The sequence below is a fragment of the Neobacillus sp. GCM10027624 genome, from assembly GCF_042675345.1.
In the GTDB taxonomy this organism is placed as follows: Bacteria; Bacillota; Bacilli; order Bacillales; family Cytobacillaceae; genus Neobacillus; species Neobacillus cucumis_D.
Genome location: NZ_JBHTHD010000031.1, coordinates 1 through 20,208 on the forward strand (window position 1 = coordinate 1; position 20,208 = coordinate 20,208).

Annotated in this window: 19 protein-coding genes and 1 tRNA gene; 15 read left to right on the forward strand and 5 right to left on the reverse strand. The window is 35.2% G+C overall.

The window, feature by feature from the left end:
- Nucleotides 1-255: 255 nt before the first annotated feature.
- From ACFQZ9_RS29000 to ACFQZ9_RS29015, 4 genes are all read right to left on the reverse strand, one after another.
- Nucleotides 256-678, reverse strand: a complete 423-nt coding sequence (locus tag ACFQZ9_RS29000; protein WP_498946812.1) for a GNAT family N-acetyltransferase — start codon at nucleotides 676-678, stop codon at nucleotides 256-258.
- 6 nt (nucleotides 679-684) lie between these two features.
- On the reverse strand, nucleotides 685-1,197 hold the full coding sequence (locus ACFQZ9_RS29005; RefSeq protein WP_198312370.1) for a YjcG family protein: 513 nt from the start codon (nucleotides 1,195-1,197) through the stop codon (nucleotides 685-687).
- Nucleotides 1,198-1,327: 130 nt separating this feature from the next.
- Nucleotides 1,328-2,050 carry an alpha/beta hydrolase gene (locus ACFQZ9_RS29010; protein ID WP_498946813.1) on the reverse strand — a complete coding sequence of 241 codons (723 nt, stop codon included), beginning with the start codon at nucleotides 2,048-2,050 and terminating at the stop codon, nucleotides 1,328-1,330.
- 165 nt (nucleotides 2,051-2,215) lie between these two features.
- Nucleotides 2,216-2,440: a WYL domain-containing protein gene (locus ACFQZ9_RS29015; RefSeq protein ID WP_498946814.1), complete on the reverse strand. Its 225-nt coding sequence runs from the start codon at nucleotides 2,438-2,440 to the stop codon at nucleotides 2,216-2,218.
- Between the two features lie 179 nt (nucleotides 2,441-2,619).
- On the opposite strand from ACFQZ9_RS29015, the gene ACFQZ9_RS29020 reads away from it, so the two are divergent.
- The 10 genes from ACFQZ9_RS29020 (at nucleotide 2,620) to ACFQZ9_RS29065 (ending at nucleotide 11,749) form a co-directional block, all read left to right on the forward strand.
- Nucleotides 2,620-2,692, forward strand: a tRNA-Val gene (locus ACFQZ9_RS29020).
- A gap of 153 nt (nucleotides 2,693-2,845) precedes the next feature.
- The gene (locus ACFQZ9_RS29025; RefSeq protein ID WP_498946815.1) at nucleotides 2,846-2,992 is read left to right on the forward strand and encodes a hypothetical protein; all 147 of its coding nucleotides are present in this window, start codon (nucleotides 2,846-2,848) and stop codon (nucleotides 2,990-2,992) included.
- Nucleotides 2,993-3,098: 106 nt separating this feature from the next.
- Entirely contained in the window at nucleotides 3,099-3,845 is a 747-nt protein-coding gene (locus tag ACFQZ9_RS29030; protein ID WP_498946817.1) for a tyrosine-type recombinase/integrase, read from the forward strand.
- A gap of 83 nt (nucleotides 3,846-3,928) precedes the next feature.
- Nucleotides 3,929-4,624, forward strand: coding sequence for a hypothetical protein (locus ACFQZ9_RS29035; protein WP_498946818.1), 696 nt, complete (start codon nucleotides 3,929-3,931; stop codon nucleotides 4,622-4,624).
- A 92-nt stretch (nucleotides 4,625-4,716) separates the two neighbouring features.
- Nucleotides 4,717-5,052 carry a YolD-like family protein gene (locus tag ACFQZ9_RS29040; RefSeq protein ID WP_498946819.1) on the forward strand — a complete coding sequence of 112 codons (336 nt, stop codon included), beginning with the start codon at nucleotides 4,717-4,719 and terminating at the stop codon, nucleotides 5,050-5,052.
- Nucleotides 5,053-5,161: 109 nt separating this feature from the next.
- Entirely contained in the window at nucleotides 5,162-6,106 is a 945-nt protein-coding gene (locus tag ACFQZ9_RS29045) for a hypothetical protein (RefSeq protein ID WP_498946820.1), read from the forward strand.
- A 325-nt stretch (nucleotides 6,107-6,431) separates the two neighbouring features.
- Nucleotides 6,432-8,045 carry an Ig-like domain-containing protein gene (locus ACFQZ9_RS29050; RefSeq protein ID WP_498946821.1) on the forward strand — a complete coding sequence of 538 codons (1,614 nt, stop codon included), beginning with the start codon at nucleotides 6,432-6,434 and terminating at the stop codon, nucleotides 8,043-8,045.
- A gap of 200 nt (nucleotides 8,046-8,245) precedes the next feature.
- Complete coding sequence (locus tag ACFQZ9_RS29055) at nucleotides 8,246-9,451, forward strand: transglutaminase domain-containing protein (protein ID WP_498946822.1); 1,206 nt, start codon at nucleotides 8,246-8,248, stop codon at nucleotides 9,449-9,451.
- Between the two features lie 372 nt (nucleotides 9,452-9,823).
- Nucleotides 9,824-10,099 carry a hypothetical protein gene (locus tag ACFQZ9_RS29060; RefSeq protein ID WP_498946823.1) on the forward strand — a complete coding sequence of 92 codons (276 nt, stop codon included), beginning with the start codon at nucleotides 9,824-9,826 and terminating at the stop codon, nucleotides 10,097-10,099.
- Between the two features lie 612 nt (nucleotides 10,100-10,711).
- Nucleotides 10,712-11,749, forward strand: a complete 1,038-nt coding sequence (locus ACFQZ9_RS29065) for a hypothetical protein (RefSeq protein ID WP_498946824.1) — start codon at nucleotides 10,712-10,714, stop codon at nucleotides 11,747-11,749.
- A 660-nt stretch (nucleotides 11,750-12,409) separates the two neighbouring features.
- On the opposite strand, the gene hcp is transcribed toward ACFQZ9_RS29065, so the two are convergent.
- Nucleotides 12,410-14,083 (reverse strand): hydroxylamine reductase, encoded by a 1,674-nt coding sequence (hcp, locus tag ACFQZ9_RS29070; RefSeq protein WP_498946852.1) that lies wholly within the window; start codon nucleotides 14,081-14,083, stop codon nucleotides 12,410-12,412.
- 1,198 nt (nucleotides 14,084-15,281) lie between these two features.
- Between hcp and ACFQZ9_RS29075 the strand changes: the two genes are divergently transcribed.
- From ACFQZ9_RS29075 to ACFQZ9_RS29095, 5 genes are all read left to right on the forward strand, one after another.
- Complete coding sequence (locus ACFQZ9_RS29075) at nucleotides 15,282-16,199, forward strand: class II fructose-bisphosphate aldolase (protein ID WP_498946825.1); 918 nt, start codon at nucleotides 15,282-15,284, stop codon at nucleotides 16,197-16,199.
- Between the two features lie 100 nt (nucleotides 16,200-16,299).
- Complete coding sequence (locus ACFQZ9_RS29080; RefSeq protein WP_498946826.1) at nucleotides 16,300-16,662, forward strand: redoxin family protein; 363 nt, start codon at nucleotides 16,300-16,302, stop codon at nucleotides 16,660-16,662.
- A 598-nt stretch (nucleotides 16,663-17,260) separates the two neighbouring features.
- The gene (locus tag ACFQZ9_RS29085; RefSeq protein ID WP_498946827.1) at nucleotides 17,261-18,016 is read left to right on the forward strand and encodes an IclR family transcriptional regulator; all 756 of its coding nucleotides are present in this window, start codon (nucleotides 17,261-17,263) and stop codon (nucleotides 18,014-18,016) included.
- Between the two features lie 401 nt (nucleotides 18,017-18,417).
- Nucleotides 18,418-19,242 (forward strand): transketolase, encoded by an 825-nt coding sequence (locus tag ACFQZ9_RS29090; RefSeq protein WP_498946828.1) that lies wholly within the window; start codon nucleotides 18,418-18,420, stop codon nucleotides 19,240-19,242.
- Between the two features lies 1 nt (nucleotide 19,243).
- Nucleotides 19,244-20,191 (forward strand): transketolase family protein, encoded by a 948-nt coding sequence (locus ACFQZ9_RS29095; RefSeq protein ID WP_026574584.1) that lies wholly within the window; start codon nucleotides 19,244-19,246, stop codon nucleotides 20,189-20,191.
- The last annotated feature ends 17 nt before the right edge of the window (nucleotides 20,192-20,208 follow it).

Below are 20,208 nucleotides of genomic sequence, written 5' to 3' on the forward strand. Positions count from 1 at the left end.
CGGTGCTCATAGTGCCCGTGAAGAAGAAAAAAGAGTGGTGGCGGGAACTAACCGGTGTTCATAGTACCCGCAAAGAAGAAGAGTGGAACGGGCACTTTGATAACGGATAAAATACAAAAATAGTCGAGTCTACGGGAAATGGACCAATCAAAGTTATTGTTGATAAATACTAGGTAGAAAAATCGTAAAGCACCTCCAAACAAAATAAAAAACCGAGTATAAAATCCGAAAGATTATACACTCGGTTATTTTAAATTAAATTTTTTTCACCATCGTTTTATGCGGGATCCCCGCATCCATGAATTCTTCGGAAACAACTTCATAGCCCAATCTACCATAAAAAGGAATCGCGTGCGTCTGAGAATTCAACTTTAATTTTTGAATCCCCTTTTTCCGTGCAAAGTCTTCGATCCCATTCATAATCGCTTTCCCTGCACCAGTACCTCTAGCCTGTTTCAATATGCAAATACGTTCAACTTTTCCAAACCCATCCACTAGGCGAAAACGGCCGGCCCCGATTGGCGAGCCTTCATGATACAGCACGAAATGAGTTGCTTCCTTCTCATGCTGATCAATCTCCTCCTCCTCAGGGACATTTTGCTCGTCGATAAATACTGTTCTTCTTACAGAAAAAGCATCTTCTAATTCTTTTTCATTCTCAACAATTTTTACAGTCACTTCTTATTAATCCCTTCCAAGACGAAATGTTTCATATACAGTCCAAGAACCATTTTCTAATTGATATAGAAGATGGAACCGGTCAATCTTTTCCTCATGATCAAATTTCTTCATACGCAATGAACCGTAAATATCAGAGTGCTCATCATTTGAAAGCTTTTGACCAAGCGTAATGTGCGGAACAAATTTATATTCAGGGGCTTCTTGATTTAGTTCATGATTAATTTCAACATGCAAATCGTTTAATTCAACAGTTGGCTCAACTTTTAAATAGATGACATTGTTTACAGGCTGAAAAGAACTAACTTTGGTTGTTTTGATTGAGAATGGATAGTGGTTACCAGCAATTTTTCGTAATTTATCGGCAACTTGTTTAGCATCATCCTCAGTTGCTTCAAAAGCATTTTTTAATGTTAAATGTGGAGTAATTAAAGAATAATGCGGGTCATAACGTTTACGATAGGAATTTACTAAATCTTGAAGAGTTTTAGATGGAAAAATAACAACACCAAATTTCATATGTATACCTCCGTTAGTCAAATTTTTCTATATAAAAATAGGTGACTCCAAAATGAAAATATTATTCATAAATAATTATAGCAAATTTTCAAAAAATATAAAATTACTTTGCCTCACTATGTGTCATAGGCTAAAACATCATCGTAAGAGCACGTCTTAAATCAGGCTGCCAGTATTTCCACGTGTGGTTTCCATCAAACTCTTCATAAAAATAGGAAAATGGTTTGTCCGTCATCAATTTTGAAAGTAGACGATTCGGCTCAATGAAATTACTTACTTTTCCATCGGTGGTAGGTACCTCTGTTTCCTGGTTTCCAACCACATGATAGACCTCCAAAAGCTGCGGGTCTGAACAGCTTCGGACCCTTTCAAGGACCTGTTCGTCAACTAATGGTGATTGCAATAATACTTTCCCAAAGGTATGAGGGTATTGAAGCGCTGTCAAAAATGAGACGGTTGCACCAAGCGAGTCGCCAATCAATGCCCTTGTAGTTCCGATTTGGTATGTCGGGAATTCGTTTTCGATAAAAGGAACTAATTCATGAGCAAGGAAACGTATGTATTGTTTGTTTTGCTCCCCATCTGGATGGTATTTTCTGCGGCGATCCTCTACATTTTTATAGGGTATCCCAATCATGATTAAATTTTCAATTTTACGCTCAAAAAGTAATTCGTCTGCCAACCGTCCAATTCTCCCCAGTTGAAAATAGTCCTTTCCATCTTGTGCAATTAAAAGGGAATATTTATAAAGGGGTGAGAAATTTGCAGGTAAATAGACAAGAAGCTGCATTTCTTCTCCAAGTTCTAAACTTTGAAGGGTAAGTTCTTTAATTGTGCCTTTTGGATAATTCATTGATGGTACCTCCATTTTTAAACTGTACAAATGAATTCTAACATAAAGATAGTTGAATTGTTTATTCGAAAAGAGGGGATTGTCGGGCAGAAATAGTGGGATGAAAAGTGGGCTTATGTGAGAGGAGGGGTACGATAAGTTTGGGACCATCCTCAGAAACTAAGACTAGTGGAGATATCGCTGCTTGGAGCGAACATCCGGCATAATCGATAAAATATTTTCGCGGCGAAAAGTCCGAACCTGTTTGCGAAGCAGGCAATAGGCCCGAATGTATTCATCATTAACTTCTTTTACAATTAATTTTCGCTGGGAAAGCTGTTGGTTTTCTGAAAGATAAATCATTTCTAACGGCATATGTTCTTCGATTGAACGATAAAGAAGCCCTTCCATGTTAAAATCACACCTTTCTTTTTAATATAGTATTATTATATTCGAACGTTCGTTCTTTATTCAATAAACATTAGAACAAATGTTCTTATTAATTATTTCCAACTTGTATTCGAAAAATACAAAAAGATATTGACTTTTTTGGCTATCTAATTATAATTAATAATGTACTTAACTATTACGATCTGTTAGCTCAGCTGGGAGAGCGCAACCTTGACAGGGTTGAGGTCGGGGGTTCGAACCCCTCACAGGTCATCACCGCGGTAGAAACGTTGATATGACGAGTTTCTACCGTTTTTTATTGCCGTTAGCTTATGCGATGACTTAATCGCAGGGTAGCGCTCCTATTTACGACAGGGTTGTGCGTCTTTTGTTCCGTTGACTTAACGAACAGGAGGCGTTTTTATTTTGGCTGATAAACGAACTGGCAAGCGTGTAAAAACCGTGAGGACATTACGAAAGTCCGCAAATAATCTTGATACTTTATTTCAAACGTTTAAATCGATTAAAAAAGCGGAGGGGCGCGCGGTTGGCACCTTGACCGCAACAATATAAAGCGATCGATAACGGAAATTAAAAAGGAAACTATCGCGATTATATAGTTTTCATGCGAGATAAATGGGTTAAATTCGAGGACCACAAGTTTAAAACGGAGGAGTCGATGACGGTAGGACTATCGCCCGTTACGATAAACACTCGGCTTAAAACATTGCGCGTTATGTTTAAGTGTCTGGCGGAAGAGGGATTAATCGACTGCAATCCGATGGAAGGAATTAAGAACGTAAGCGAGCCCGAAGAAGAAATCGTTGTACTTACTGCGGATGAATTAAAACGGTTGCTTAACGTTCCGAATCAGCGACATTATGCAGAGTTTCGTGACTACGTATTAATGCATTATTTAATCGATTCGATGAGCCGGATTAGTGAAGCGCTGGGATTGCGTCATTCAGATGTAGAATTAGACGCGAAGATTGTGACCATTCCGGCCACTATTGCGAAGAGTAGAAAAGCGAGGACCATTCCTTTGCAACCGGTAACGGCTAGATTAATGAAGGAACTGATTGCGGAGAACAGGGCTGACTTTGATAGCGAATATATTTTCCTTACTAACTACGGAGAGCCAATGACACGGGATCACTTCCGCAATAGATTAAATGAATACGCAAAGATTTCCGGCATTACAAAGAATGTTCATCCGCATTTATTCCGACATACTGCTGCGACAATGTTCCTTGAATCAGGCGGAGATATTCGGCATTTACAGTTATTGCAAGGGCATGCAGATCTGCGGATGGTTTTGCGATATACGCACTTATCGAAAGAATCGCTTATAAATCAACACGAGAAGTACTCCGCTTTGAATCAATTGACGTGTAAGTTAAATAAACCAAGAAAAATTAAACGTTAAAGGAAATCCTTAATAATTAGCGAATTATCTTAAATTGAGTTATGTAGTTTATTTTTGATGAACAATTGCCAAGGGGGATTAATTTGATTAGTAAAGATCTTAGAAAATACCTTATTTCTCAAAAACGAGATATTATTAGGGCTTTTAATGATCCTGCGTCTTATCCAATAGCAGTAATAAGCCCTGAAGAATCAAGTAGAAATATACTGAATTGTAGATGGGACTGGGACCCACATGTTCGAAAGGAAAAATCGGCTTTTATACGGGAAATCGATGGAAGGAAGGAGTACTGGATAGCTGTCAGCGAAAAAAGACTATATCGTACGTGGTTTAAAAAATTTATTGAAAGAGAATTTAATGTTGCTTTTAATAGTATTCCAAGTACTCTTCATGCGGATCATTTATTCAGTAAGGCTGTTGCTGAAGAAGCTGGAATAAAATATGTCAGAATGGCATTTGTATGGCAACGATATAATACGGTAGCTGGATGGGCTACTGAAAAAGGCTTCAAAGATTATGTTGAGAATGAAATCGGTAAAAAAGGCAAATATCTTTTCGATTACTCAATTATTTTTAAGCCGATAGGAATTGTTCCACCAAAGAGTAAAAAAGAACTTAATCTCAATATTTTGGATTATGCAAGGAAGATATCGAATCGTACTGGGGGGAATTCCCAATTAGTCTTAGATGGCTTAAGAATGTTTTTTGATGATACATGGTGGCCAATTTTTCCGGATCAAGCAAAAATTAGAAAAGCTGAATTTCGAAATAACAGATAACCATTACGTCACCTTAACTGGTGGCGTTTTTTATTTTTATCTATATGCGGAACTTACGTTCGTATATAATGAGGATGAAGGAGATGACCGATATGTCAATTCGTGACCGCGGTGTAAAGAAGTGGCAATTTGCGTTTGGACATCCGGTGCTAATAAAGGTGCAGCGGGATTTATGGCGTGACCAGGAACGGATTGCAAAACCGATAGTCGACGCCTATGAACTCGAGGAGTTTGATTCGCGGATAGCTTACGCAATGGAGTATAACCTGGCGGTAATTATTACGATATGGTCAGACGGCTTTAATTCGGATATAAAATGGCGGGTCCATTACGTTGATCTTATATCGCATGAGCTGCGGATTGAAGCGGAGTCAGGCCTATTTCAGCGGATTACATTCGATGATGTTGTCGGAGTGGTTATAGTATAGTGAGCTATTTATTTTTATGAGTCTTATTGACTAGGATAATAGAATTATACTAAAATTTGATATGGTGAAAAATATACCAATAAAACAAAAAAATTACAGGGGGCTTTTTATGAGGAAACATATTTTGAAGAAAATTAGTTTAGCAGTTTTAATTTTTACAGTACTATCTAATGCATTTGTACCAAGAACTTATGCAGCTTATAGCGATAATCCTAACGTGGTTTACTATGATTTATCAAGGTTAGTTTATAAAGGATCTACAGAAATGAATAATAAGCTTAGTTCCAAATTTAAAGTAATCGACTTTGTAGATGTAAATCAGAATCAATACCATCCTATGGGCACATTAATAAATGGTAAGCTGTCGGAACTAAAGAAAACAGGGTTCAAAGCTGCTGCTGTAGTTATTGAAGAAAGTAAAAAATTATTTATTGTATTTGCCGGTAGTTCGGATATTTATGATTGGAATACCGCTGGAAAAACCGTTACAGAGAAAACGCCAGGACAAGAATATCAAGCACAACTTTATACTAATTACATTTATAAGAAGTTTCCTAAGTATCAAGGTTATAATTGGTATTTTACTGGTCACTCCTTAGGCGGCTGGTTAGCTGTTAAGGATTATTTAGATATTCGATCCGCAAACTGGGTAAATGATGCTTCTAAGTTTAAATACGGTGGGGCAATTGGTAAATCAGCAATAAGTGGAGTTTACACATTTAATCCACTTCCAATCAGTTATGATAACGTTAATTTATCACAATGGAATGCAAACCAAAGCGGAACTTATAACAGTTACATAAAAAATCTTTATATTGAAAATGAGTGGTTAAATGGGGTTGCTGATATGTATCCTTCCAAAATGGCTTATTTTGGTACTAAGGGTAGTATTAATACCGGTATACAACATTATTCTTACTTTTACATTCCATTGGGAAATATACAAGCAGATCTTGCAAGCTATTACGTACAAAATAGCAAGTCTAAAAATAGGGATTATAAAGCTGTAACTGATGGTCACAGTATAAGTAATTTTAGTAATTACGTACATTAAAATCTTCATGTTTTACTATAATCCAAAAATAGGAGCCTAATAGCTCCTATTTTATTTAAGGTATAGTAAATTCACTTTGAAGATGAAAAAGAATTTAAGGGTATTAATACAAGCATTGTTTATGAAGACATTAAAATAATTTCAACGTTTTTCAATTTGTGAGATGCGAGTTCTTCTGTTCTTTCCACACCTTGGTTATTATTTGTGTCAAAATGTATATTCTTGTCTACATCCTTTTTTTAGAAATTTATTGTGCGAATAGTCATAATGTTATAAAATTCTAATGGGTATATTTCCCTGAAAACAATTATTTGGGAGGAAGAAAATGAAACGGATTAAAAGTACACTGTTATTGATTTGTTTCTTATTAGGAGCATTGGTATCGCCGGAACTAAAACCATCCGCTGTGAATGCAGCAAGCTTCGCGAATCTTTCAAGCGGAGTTCCAGTTAACGGAACACTAAAAGAAGGCGGTTCCGTTACATATCAATTTACCACAAATGCAGATGGAGAGGTTTATATTGTTCTCGATCAAGCTACTGCAGGATTTCAGGTAACCCTTAACGATACCTACGGAAATTATATTGACAGCGATAGTTTTTCTAGTGGTGGAGGGACTGCTACTTTAGACAAAATTTTATTAAAAGGAACCTATGAAGTGACAATCGAACCTAATTATTGGGATGGCATTACAAGCGCTTCATATCGTTTGAAATCTACCTACCCAGGAGCGTTTACTAGGAATTCATCCACCTTTGAACCGAATGATACGTACGGCACCTCGTATCCAGTGAACTCTGGCGTATTTTATAGTTCTAAAATGGAATCAATTACGGATAAAGATGTTTATCGGTTCACTACCAATAAAGATGGGGAAGCCTATATTACTCTTGACAACGCTTCTGCTGGACTTTATATGACTTTATTAGATTCAGATGGGAATTATATTGACAGCGATAGTTTTTCTAGCGGTGGAGGTTCTTCATCTATTGACAGCAACTTAAAGAAAGGTACTTATTATATTGTCATCGAACCAAATTATTGGAGCGGAACCACAATGGCTTCCTACCGTTTAAGAGCGACTTATTCAGGAACATTCAAAAGAGACCTGACTACTTTCGAACCAAACGATACATTCGGAACAGCTTATCCAATTATCTCAGGTAAAACTTATTCTTCTAGCGCTTTTTCACCACTAGATTCAGACGTATACAAACTTATAACGGCAAGAGATGGAATGACAACGGTCACCCTTGGTCAAAGTTCCGCCGCACTATCACTAACACTATTTGATTCCTATGGCAATTATATTGACAGCCAGAGTTTTTCTTCAGGTGGTCAAGTTGCCACTATCACCGAAAAACTTAAAAAAGGCACCTATTATGTTGCTGTTAACCCTAGTTATTGGAGCGGAACCACAAGTACTAAATATCAAATAAAGGCTACATACCCGGATAAAACTCCGTCAATTAACACCGTTTCGGACCGAAGTACTACGATTACAGGTTCTGCGGAATCTCGCTCAAATGTTTATGCTTATGTTGGAAGTAAAAAAATTGGCTACGCAACGTCGAATAACAGCAAGTATTCTATGAAAATAACAAAACAAAAAGCAGGAACGGTAATCCGGCTGTATCTGATTGATTCATCAGGATTCCAAAGCGGAAACCGATACACCACTGTTCTTGACAAAACTCCTCCAGCTGTACCAATTGTTAATAAAGTGACAAGTCACTCAAAATACGTTTCCGGAAAAACAGAAAAATATACTACTGTTTATGTTTACAAAGGTTCCAAATATATCAGCTCCAGAAAAGCTGATAGCAAAGGATATTTCAAAGTAAAGATAAGCAAACAAAAAAAAGGAACTATACTTAAGGTTTACGCAAAAGATGCAGCAAACAATAAAAGCGCAGGCAAATCTGTGAAAGTTTATTAATTTTAAATTCGTAAAAGACTTCCCGAAACTTTTCGGGATCTTTTAATTTTTCCCAATTGAACTTACGTTAGATTCGAAATTTCAAGGTTGTCCTCTTTTTTCAGTAGTTCCAAAGTTGTGAATTTTCTCCTTCTAAATTAATTTAATTTCCATTATAATTTAATTATAAAATTAGTAAAAATTTACCAGGGGGAGTGCATTTGAAAAAACTAATTTTTTTCATTTTCTTATTAGGTTTAAGTTTATGTTTTAATCAAAAGGCATCTGCTAATTCTGCTTGTCTCAATTATTATGGGCATTCAAAAGTAACCTGGAATGGGGAAGAACTGAAAAAAGGGCAAATAGGAAAAATAACTATTCTTAAAAAAACTAATCTATACAAATTAAATGGTGCAAAAAAAACGGTAATAAGACAATTAAAAAAAGGTGAGGTTTTACGTGTCTACGATACAAAGCCAGCTTTTTTTCGAGTATCCGGGAGACATTATGTTACCCGAAATTCGGATGTTAAATATGAAATTCCAAGTAAAAAAAAATTGCTGGAGTCTTACTGCGTATATAGTTTTGATGAGGAAAAAGTATTTAAGAAAAGAACAAAAAAAATTCTTGATGGCGCAAAAAAATACAAATCGAATATAGGAAAAATATTGTTTGTACATGATGAGTTAGCAAAACTTATTGATTACGACTGGGATGGATATAATCACCTAGTGGAAACAGGAAAAGAAATTCATTATATATCTCATACTGATACTGGAGCTATTGTATACCAAAGGGCTTATTGCGATGGATATACAGAGGCATTGAACTACCTATTAAATAAATTAAAGATTCCTGCAATTGAAGTAGATAGCTGGGACATGGACCATGGTTGGAGTTTAGTAAAACTCGATAATAAATATTATCATATAGACTTAACGTGGGACGACATTGATTATGGACCAAAGTATAAATATTTTTTGGTTTCTGATAAAGCTATGCGTCCTGGTCATTACAGATGGGAAGATAACACAACCTATAAAGCGACCAGTAAAAAATATGAGTATTTTAGTAAATTGGTGAGTTTACAATTTGACAATAATTATATCTATTACGAAAAAGATGGTTCAATTATTCGTGCTACATATTCCAATACAAATCGAACAAAATTAATTTCAACTTCTTTTAACATATACAACTTTGTACTGCTAAATAACTATATTTATTCTTTAGAAAGCAGGTACCATGACTGGGATGGTGATGCAATTTATAGAATGGATAAGAATGGGAAACATAGAAAATTAATTTTTAAATTTAAGGGAGATCTTAAAAAAGTTTTTGTCAAAAATGGTTCCCTTTATTATCTGAATCAAAATGGTAAAGAATTTAAGGTTGTTGAAGACAAAACTGCTCCAGCAGTTACCTAGTTAAACAGTGTCTCGGATAGGTCAACGACAGTAACGGAAGAGAAGTTCATCTTGGATATATTGAAAAATTATTTAAGCTATAAAACTTACTATCGCGTATCGAAAAAGATTGCAGAAGATCCGGAGTTCGAAAGTGCAAAAGCTACAAAAGCAATTTCTCGTTTTGTGAATTTATGTGTCTGACCCACTAGAGAATGCTATTGATTTTCTAGAGCAATCAGTTTCTTATTATAGAAATTATGGTTACAATCATAGGTTTAAATGGGTTTGTATCAGTTTACATGGCGCTCTTTATGGTTGTGCTGTTACTTATGTAAAATCGGGAAATCCTCTAGCTACAATTTTTAAGAACACTGTAAAAGAAACAGGTAAATGGCGCTTGTTGAGTATTATGGAAATATATGTAAGGAGGAAGAGCTGCTACAAAGTGTGAATGGAAAAGTTCTAGTTTTAACAGAAAAGCAGAAAATAGCTATCGAAAGATTAAATGAATATAGAAATTCATTCTCTCATTTCGGTGCAAGTGGATACTCTGTTATAGGAACAATTGACGAAATTGTGGAACCTGTTCTTGCAGTAATAAGGTATTTATCATTGGAAAGCAATAGAATTATTTACTCATCAAATCAAAAAGTAAAAATAGAATGAACTTTATCTTCGTTTGAAAATGAAGTGAAAAATAATATTTAAGACATCCACTATTGGGTGTCTTTTTATTCGCCAATTGGAAGGTGCTGAAAAAAGAATTCTTGATTACTTATCAGATAAACAGAAATGGGCAAACAAGCAGCAATTGAGCTTTTAAGAGGATGTGAACATTTTAAGCTTTACACAAATGCCTTTTGGAATTGAAGTAAAATCATTTGTTACAGATGAAAAAAAGTTTAAAAAGGTTAAAAATTGGTGGAACTATTTTCATCCGAATGGAATCTATCGGTAAAGTAAATTGTTTAATTTAAAAAATGTACATACCAAATAAAAAAAGCTGCCCATTTGGCGGCTTTTCTTTATGAGTGTAAGCGGCATGTAGATTTGCGATAGAGTAGAAGAATTATAAGTTACAGGTATACTACAGCGTCTTCCAATGGGATGGACGCTTTTATTGCTACAGAATTGTTGAGAAATACATTTTATTCTATAATTATATAGAAATAATGGAAAATTCAGGACGACCCCAGCAACGGTAAATTTTGCACCTTTTAAGTTCGTTAAGTAAAAGCAGTTTTGAAAGTTTTATAATATACTACCGAGGTAGATTAAATGAAGTTTTCTTTTGAATTGAATTTACCGTTCGCTTTACCTTTTAAAGATGGGCAAAAGCATGCTGCAGCATATCCTAATGGGGATTTTCTTTTGGAATATAATTCTTACACAAGAACTACTATTAGAGATGAGGAAAATTTTCTCGATGAAAAGGAATGCACTGCGGTATTGATTGACTTTATGCCTAATGAGGAGATGACTAAGGGTCTTAAAAAAGATGAATTATTAAAAATGACTGTTACTAATAGCATTCATTTTATGAATTTAATTTTTGATGCCCTTCGCATTAATCACGGACTAAGCCATATTTATAATATTACAATAGCCGACCTGCCTTTAATTATTACAATTCAAATAAATGATGATAAGGGGTATGGCTATATCACTAACCCGCAAGATGTTCTTATGACTTCACCAGTGCTTACTGAAAATGAATTAAGGAAATTTGGTGGTATGATACAACTTTGGGATACACATCCTGAAGTGTTTCTTGTCGAAAAATTTTATGCCTCAGCAAGGTCTCACTTATATAAAGAGGAAATGATTGAAGCAGTAATTAATCTTCAGACGTCATTTGAGATATTAATACGAAATACACATAAACTTCTCTTGAGCCATAATAGCGCGACTCAAGATCAATTAGAAAAAGCCGCGTCTATTCCGTTTCGAAATGTCGTTGAGGACCATATCGGAAGGACTCTGGGAGTTGATTTGAACTTTAATACTACCACAACCCCCATTAAAGATTGGTATGAAAAGCTTTATGTGGTGCGAAACGAGATAGTACATAAAGGAAGAACATCAGTGACTGGAAATGAGGGTTATGCAGCTCATGATGCGTATGTTAATGCTCGAAATTATCTAGGGGACCTCTTAAAAAATGCAGGAATTCTTAATGCCAATGGAAACATTGATCTGAATCAATTTCCTAAAAATACCAAGGGGACGCTCGACGGTGAAGAATTACTTAAGAGACTTAAAGAACGCGGATTAATAACAGAGGATCTGAACCAATTTAATTCGGAAGAAAAGTAAGATAACAACTGCTGAACGAGGAGAAAAGGGGAAATAGTTTGGTTTTAGAGTTTGTTGTTTCTTTGGGACAGTTTTTTAGGTTCATGTGAATATCGTCTACATCTTTCAATTTAAAATTTGTTCTACAACCAAAAGTATAGATATGTGGTGGCACCCCAAGTGGGGGGGAGTTGAGGGCAAAATCTAACATACTGCCACCAACTTCATCTGTATATAACATACAAAGGTAAAAGAAAAGCTTGTTATATCAATGGTTTCAAAATAAATCTGTTATAATCAGATTCACTTTACAACCTTGACAGGGTTGAGGTCACAGGTTCGATCCCTGTACAGGTCATCATCGCGGTAGAAACGTTGTTATGACGGAGTTTCTACCTTTTTTTTATTCCGTTGACTTATGCGATGACTTAATCGCAGGGTTTCGCTGGCTTATTGCGTCTTTTGTTCCGTTGTCTTAACAGAACAGGAGGCGTTTTTATTTTGACTGATAAACGAACTGGCAAGAGTGTTAAAACACTGAGAACATTACGAAAATCTGCTAAATTAAGATTTCAGCAGATGATATTGTTTTAATTTATAAATGGATAAAGGGACAGCCACTGAGACTCTCCCTTTATCATTCATTTTATCCTTTATCCCATCCGGGACCTGAGTCTAATATTAAACTAATGCACTTTCTTGAATTTCAATTGAGCTGTTCATGAACATTTCCATATCGTCTTTTGTATTTGAAATGCCGCCTACACCAAAATTCTCAATTAAGAAGTTCGTTACGTTTGGTGATAAGAAAGCTGGTAATGTTGGTCCAACGTGAATATTTTTTACACCTAAGTAAAGTAAAGCTAAGAAAACGATAACCGCTTTTTGCTCATACCATGCGATATTGTAAGATAACGGTAATTCATTTACGCTTTCTAATCCGAAGGCATCTTTCAGCTTCAATGCAGTCATGACTAGTGAGTAGGAATCGTTACATTGACCGGCATCAAGCACCCTTGGAATTCCGTTGATATCACCTAAATCTAGCTTATTGTATCGATATTTTGCACAACCGGCAGTTAAAATGATCGTATCTTTCGGAAGTTCCTCGGCAAACTCTTTATAATAAGTTCTGCTCTTATGGCGGCCATCACAGCCAGCCATTACAAAGAATCGTTTAATATCGCCATTTTTCACAGCTTCTACAACTTGATCAGCTACTTGCGCTACTTGATTATGCGCAAATCCTCCAACAATTTCACCTTTTTCAATTTCTACTGGTGGTTGGCATTTCTTTGCATGCTCAATTATAACGGAGAAATCTTTAGTACCATCTTCATTTTTAGGAATATAGGTTACATCCGGGACAGCAGTTGCCCCAGTTGTATACATTCTTCCTTTATAAGATTCCCTTGGTGGTACAATACAGTTTGTTGTCATTAAAATCGGACCGTTAAAGCTCTCGAATTCACGAGTTTGTTCCCACCATGCATTTCCGTAGTTACCGACAAAATGGTCATATTTTTTGAATGCTGGATAATAGTGCGCTGGAAGCATTTCACTATGTGTATACACATCTACTCCCGTACCTTCCGTTTGTTTTAATAACTCTTCCATATCTTTCAGATCATGACCGCTAACTAAAATTCCCGGATTTTGACGTACACCAATGTTTACTTTTGTCATTTCAGGATGACCATACGTTGATGTATTTGCTGTATCTAATAGCTCCATGGCATGAACACCGTACTTTCCACATTCCATTGAAAGTTCGATCAATTGTTCCATACTTACGGAATCATCTGTAATCTTTGCTAGTGCTTTTTGCATAAACGCATTTAGCTCTTCATTTTCATAGCTAAGATTTGCTGCATGCTCTAAATATGCTGCCATTCCTTTCAAACCGTAAGTCACTAACTCTCTTAATGAACGAATATCTTCATCTCTTGTAGCTAAAATACTAACTTCTTGAGAAGCAGATTTCATTTCAAGCTCATGATTGGTTTCACGATACCAAGTGACAAAGTCGCTATTATTGTCTAAAGTGTACCCTGCATTTCTGATTGCCGTTTTAATTTCTTCCCGGAGCTTTAGTCCTTCTCTTACTGTATTAAAAAATTCATTTTTATCCCAATTTGCATTTGTAATCGTCATAAAGAGGCCATTTATGATAAACTGATCTGTTTTCTTTTGATTAATCCCGATTTCACGGGCAATTGTATTCACAATCGCTAGTCCCTTAATCGTGTAAATCAATAAATCTTGCATATTTGCTAAATCATCTTTTTTTCCGCATACTCCAACAACTGTACAACCTGTTCCTTTTGAGGTTTCTTGACATTGAAAACAAAACATACTCATTTATACTTTCCTCCAGTGAATGATTTTCAATTTCTAATTCTTCTCTAATTTACTGTGAATGATTGAATAAGTATTATAAGCAATTAGCGATATAATCAACGTGTTTACATCGTTATTGTAAATTCATTTATTCTAAATTTGGAGTGCTTTATGGATCTGTTCACAAACAAGCCAAAAAGATTTGAACACTTCTTGACAAAAAAGGCAAGTGGATGCGGTTTGCATTAAACGCCTAGTTTAATTTTTGGGCCGTTTTAAATGATGACCCCAATCAGGAAGAATATTTTCATTTTGGAGATATAGAGGCCGTCTTTGATGGTGGCAAGATCCCCTTTTAAGTGGATGGACTCAGCGAAAAAGTTAAATAGAAGAAACTCGTCAAAAATAGCCTTCACTCATAAAGAGCAAAGGCTATTTTTCAATGGAAAAGTGAATTTTGCAGAAATGAAGCTTAAAGGGAAATATCCACTAAGAGGCCGACAATTTTTTGTTGTTAAACTCTCAGGGAGTATTCTACGAAATAAAATCTTTTATTTAAAACTTTGTGGAAGGAGTATATTCAGAAAGTATTTATTGTATTGGAGACTTTAAGAATTGAATTGGTATAAATATAAGAATTCATCTATTTCCGGGGTGGAGCTATAAACTAACCTTTTTGCTTTTGCACTGAAAAATCGTTTAGGTCCGGGTCCCATGGCGGATAAAAGGGTTAGGGACACTAGTTTTTATATAAAACTATCATAAAATTATTAAATGTCATGATCAATCCGCTTCTGAGTTTGTTGTGTCTCTGCACTCCCAGCATTCCGCTCGATTCCTCTCCATAATAGATAATTCCTCTCCGCAAGAAATACAAATATCCATTAACAATCCCCCTTTCCGTGTTATTTATTGAAAACCCACAATTTAATATAGTAAATAAGTTGGTAGGATAATTATAACACTAAGTTTTCTGAAAAAAAAGAAAATAAACATATTAATTAAGTTTCATATATTGCAACGGAGGCATTATTTTTTTCTGGGTGGGAAGAGTAATAATTTTTGCAATATTTTTGATAAATGATTAAAATAAAATGAAACATCGTTGTTTATTGAGTAACAAATTTGGTATGAAAGAAAAAAGTTACACCGATTAAAAAAGAGTTAAAATCTAAAATTTATGTATTTCAAACAGAAAGGTGGTAAGAAATGAATGGAAACAAATTTAAAAGCTAATAATGTTTGTTCGTTAACTAAAGTCCTTGCATTGGCTAAGCAAAATCAATTTGCTGTCGGTTCATTTACTCCTAGAGCTACAAAAATGATAGCTCCTATTCTTAGAGCGGCCAAAGAAATGAATTCTGCAGTTATTGTTCAGACTTCTGAGAGGGAGCAAGAACGATATGGAATTAATTTAGAGGAATTTAGCAGAGAGTTTTATCGTGTTATTCAAGAGGAGAATATTAAAATCCCTGCTGTATTACATTTAGATCATACGAAGGACTTAAATGTAATTTCGGAAGCTATCGAAGTTGGTTTTACATCCGTTATGATTGATGCATCAGAGCAACCATTTAAGAAAAATATCGAGATAACAAAAAGGGTTGTGGAGTATGCACATTCAAAAGGCGTAACTGTTGAAGCTGAATTAGGCAAAATTGGGACAACTGACTTTATTGAAACAGACGTTGATGAAGAGCTATTTACAGACCCTGAGGAAGCAAAACAGTTTGTTGAAGAGACAGGAGTTGATGCATTAGCGGTTTCTGTAGGGACTTCACATGGGGTCTATCTCGTTAAAGATCCAAAAATTGATATTGAACGTTTAATTGAAATTCGTGCGTTAACATCTGTGCCTTTAGTATTACATGGCGGTTCAGGCACTCCATCAGAGATAATTAAAAATGCAATTCAAATTCCTAGCGGTGGAATTAGTAAAGTGAATATTGCAACAGATTTAGAACATGCGATGATAAAAGCTCTCAATAGAGAAAATTATGTTACTGAAAAGGAGTGGGCTGAACTACCTACTGAAATATTAACTTTAGTTCAAAAGGTTGTTCAAAACGTAGTAGAGGATAAAATTGAAAACTTTTTATTAAGTAACGATAGTGCTTCATACTATGTTTAGAAAGAGACATTACATGAAAATAGTAAACTATTTTAAACTGAACCACTTATTATAATGGAATCTGCCTATTAATGGAATGAACGGACGTTAAAAAAAGCAGGTGCATATAGCACTTATCGAGGAAGCTAATCATATTTTTAGAAGAATTTCTAAGGAATTAGGAGGAAAAACATATGACTCAAGAAAGACAATTAGTGCAGATCTTCCATTTGCACAAAACAGATGGTGTGAAGCTGCAGGACTAGAACAGGTACAAATATTTTCAGATCATATTAACATGTCATTTGGGACAGCTTATGGTACTTACATGAAGGAATATCGTTTAGAATGCCGTGCAGTATTCGTTGTAGACGAAAAAAGTATCGTGCAGTATGTTGAATACGTTCAGGAAGTTACGAAACATCCTAACTATGAAGCGGCTTTAGAAGCAGTTAAGTCAATTTTTTTAATAGTTAAAAAGTAATCATTAGATTAACGGATACGAATTGTTTTTCATATAATATCAAAGAAAATGTTTATGCATCAATAACATTTATTTACAGACTCAAGGCATTTCAATTTAATTTTTGTAGTCCCCATGTGAGAGGGGACTATTTTTTAACCTTAAAATAGATCTTCTTTCCATTATGTACCTTAATAGCATCCATGACATTAAGCTCATCCACAGCTTCTCTTTAGAGATTCGATGTAGCAATTGCCAGCGCCTAATTCCTTGAAGTCAAAGGTTTAAACTAATTAAGGTACATGTGCGTTTCTCTTAAAGAAGGTTGACCTAAAAGGGCATGTAAGGTGTTCTTTATGGCGTCATCCTTCTTTTTATTTTTTTTAGATAAGATATAAATGGTGTTAAGTTTCTGATAATTACTTTCAATTCAAAAACTTTAGTACGGTAACTTGATAAAACTTTATTATTGCTTTCTACGCAACATTTTTTCTGATAAAATGGAAGAAAATAAAAATTACAGTGGTGTCATTTTATATAAATAAGGTCGTTATTGCTCTTGTGGTAAGTTAAAGAAACAGGATTAATAATTTAGGCCTAAATCGGAGGATTAATATAAATGGTTAAGTCAGTAGATAGGGCATTAACAATTATTTCATTAGTAAGCAAGCGTAAAGAAGGGATGGGTGTTACTGAGCTGGCCGCTAATCTGGATTTAAATAAAAGCTCTATATTCAGATTATTAAGTACTCTTGTAGATCATGGATTCATCGAACAAAATCCTGAAACTAAAAAATATAGATTAGGCTATAAATATTTAGAATTAAGTTCGATGCTACTTGAATCTATTGACTTGAGGACTCAAGCCAAACCTTTTTTGGAAGAATTAGAATCACATTTTAATGAAGTGATCCACTTAACGGTATATGATCAAGGAGAAGTAATCTATATTGAAAAACTTGAAGGAAGTGAAACCCTTAGAACACATTCACAAGTAGGAAGAAGAGCACCGATGCATTGTACGGCAGTTGGGAAGGTCATCCTAGCGCATCTGCCGCTAAATGAGATTGTAGATGTAATTGATAAGTATGGTTTACCAAAACATACTGAACAAACGATTACAGATAAAGACTCCTTTTTTAAGGAATTGGGAAAAATAAGGAATGAAGGCATTGGTATAGAAGTTGAAGAAAATGAACCTGGAGTCACCTGTATTGCAGCACCAATTTTTGATAATCAGAAGAAAATTACTGCTGCTGTTAGCATTTCAGGACCAAGCATCCGAATGACTGAAGAAAGAATAGCAGAAATTAAACCAATTATAAAGGATATAGGTAAAAAGATTTCCAAGAGGCTTGGTTACACAGACAATTGATTGATGTGAAGTAAGAATTGGTTATAAGACCAGTTCTTTTTTTTATGGAGAAAATGATTGATTGGGAGTATCTTAGACGTTAAAGATTTATCTAAGATATTCTGTATCCTCAATAAAAACTAATATATCTTCGAAATTCTAATAATCATAAAAAAACTCTAGCTTTTTCTATACTCTCAACGTCCAAAAAGCTGGGAGACTCTTTTTAATATGGCGTTCTGATCTTCTTTTCTCCGACACATTTTAATTAAAAATTTAATTACAAACACTTGAAATATTCAAAAAACGATGGTATTATCAAAATAAGAAACGTGGTTAGTTAATAAGCAACGGAAACGTTTTATTTTTTTAAATATAATTCGGAACTATGTTGTTTATTAAGAAACAGAGGAGGAGTAAAAATGGTTTTTACAAAAGAGAAAAGCGAATTTTATAATGATCTAACCAAGAGAATTCGCCGACACATAGTTAAAATGACAAATCATGCCGGAAGTGGGCATCCAGGTGGATCTTTATCTGCCACTGAACTAATGTCAGTACTATTTTTTGAACACATGAATGTAGATTCCAACAATCCAGATTGGCAAGACCGTGATTGTTTCTTTCTTTCCAAAGGACATTGTACACCTGTGTTTTACTCGGTATTGGCTGAAAAAGGATTCTTCCCTACCGAAGAGTTAATGACATTCAGGGATGTAGACGGCAGATTACATGGACATCCATGTGGAGAGCATATTCCAGGTGTAGACATATCTTCAGGATCACTTGGTCAAGGATTATCAGTTGCTAATGGTGTTGGATTAATTGCAAAACTAGATGGCAGCAATAGAAGATCCTATTGCATGATCGGTGATGGAGAATTACAAGAAGGTCAAATATGGGAAGCGGCGATGACAACTGCACATTACAATCTAGATAACGTTTGTGCAATAATCGACTGGAACAAAATCCAACTTGATGATTTCGTTGAAAATGTAAAAGGTGTTAAAAATCTTGGAGATAAATTTAGAGCTTTCGGTTGGCACGTTGTTGAGATCGATGGCCATGATATCAATGCAGTTAATGACGCATTTAAAGAAGCTAAACGTACAAAAGGTAAACCTACTGCAATTCTAGCTCATACCGTTAAAGGTAAGGGAGTTTCATTTATGGAAGATACCCATGAGTGGCATGGAATGGCTCCGAATGATGAGCAGTTAGAAATCGCTTTAAAGGAGTTGGCTTAAGATGGCAAATCTAGAGGCACCACGTAAAGGTTTTGCTGATGCACTAATTAGACTTGGAGAAAGACATGATAATTTAGTAGTTCTTGATGCGGACTGCGCAAAATCAAATATGACAAATCTATTTAAAAATAGATTTCCAGAACGCTTTTTTAACATCGGTATTTCTGAATGTGATTTAGTTGGAACTGCGGCCGGTATGGCGATAGCAGGTAAAGTACCATTTGCAAATGCTTATGCAAACTTCCTTACTGGACGCGCATTTGATCAGATGAGAATTTCGGTATGTTACTCAAATAACAATGTGAAAATTGTCGGTCATAACGCTGGTACATCAGCTGCTCAAGAAGGAGCAACACATTTGCCGCTTGAAGATATATCTTTAATGCGCTCTCTTCCGCGTATGACAGTAATTGTTCCAGCAGATGCTGTTGAAATGGAAAAAGCAGTAGAAGCAGCTTATTACCATGAAGGACCTATTTATCTGCGTGTTGGTAAATTACCAGTACCGATCGTTACAAAGAAAGAAGAACCTTTTGAAATCGGTAAAGCAATTAAATACCGTGAAGGATCTGATATTACAATCATCAGTACTGGTATTATGCTTGATGAATCACTAAAAGCAGTAGAGGAGTTAGAAAAACAAGGTGTAAGCGCAGAACTTTTGCACATTCATACAATTAAACCTATTGATAGAGAAGCAATTGTAGCATCAGCTGCGAAAACAAAAAATGTTATCTCAGTTGAAGAGCATTCAATTATCGGAGGTTTAGGTAGTGCAGTTGCTGAAGTACTATCAGAAAATCAACCTGCTAAATTAAGAAGAATCGGTACAAATGACCGTTTCGGAGTTTCTGGAAAAATGGATGAGTTACTCGACCTCTTTGAATTAAGAGCACATCGGATTGTTTCGACTGCAAATGAATTATTAGGTGAGAGAGTAAATAGCTAGTAACCTTTTTAGCTAAT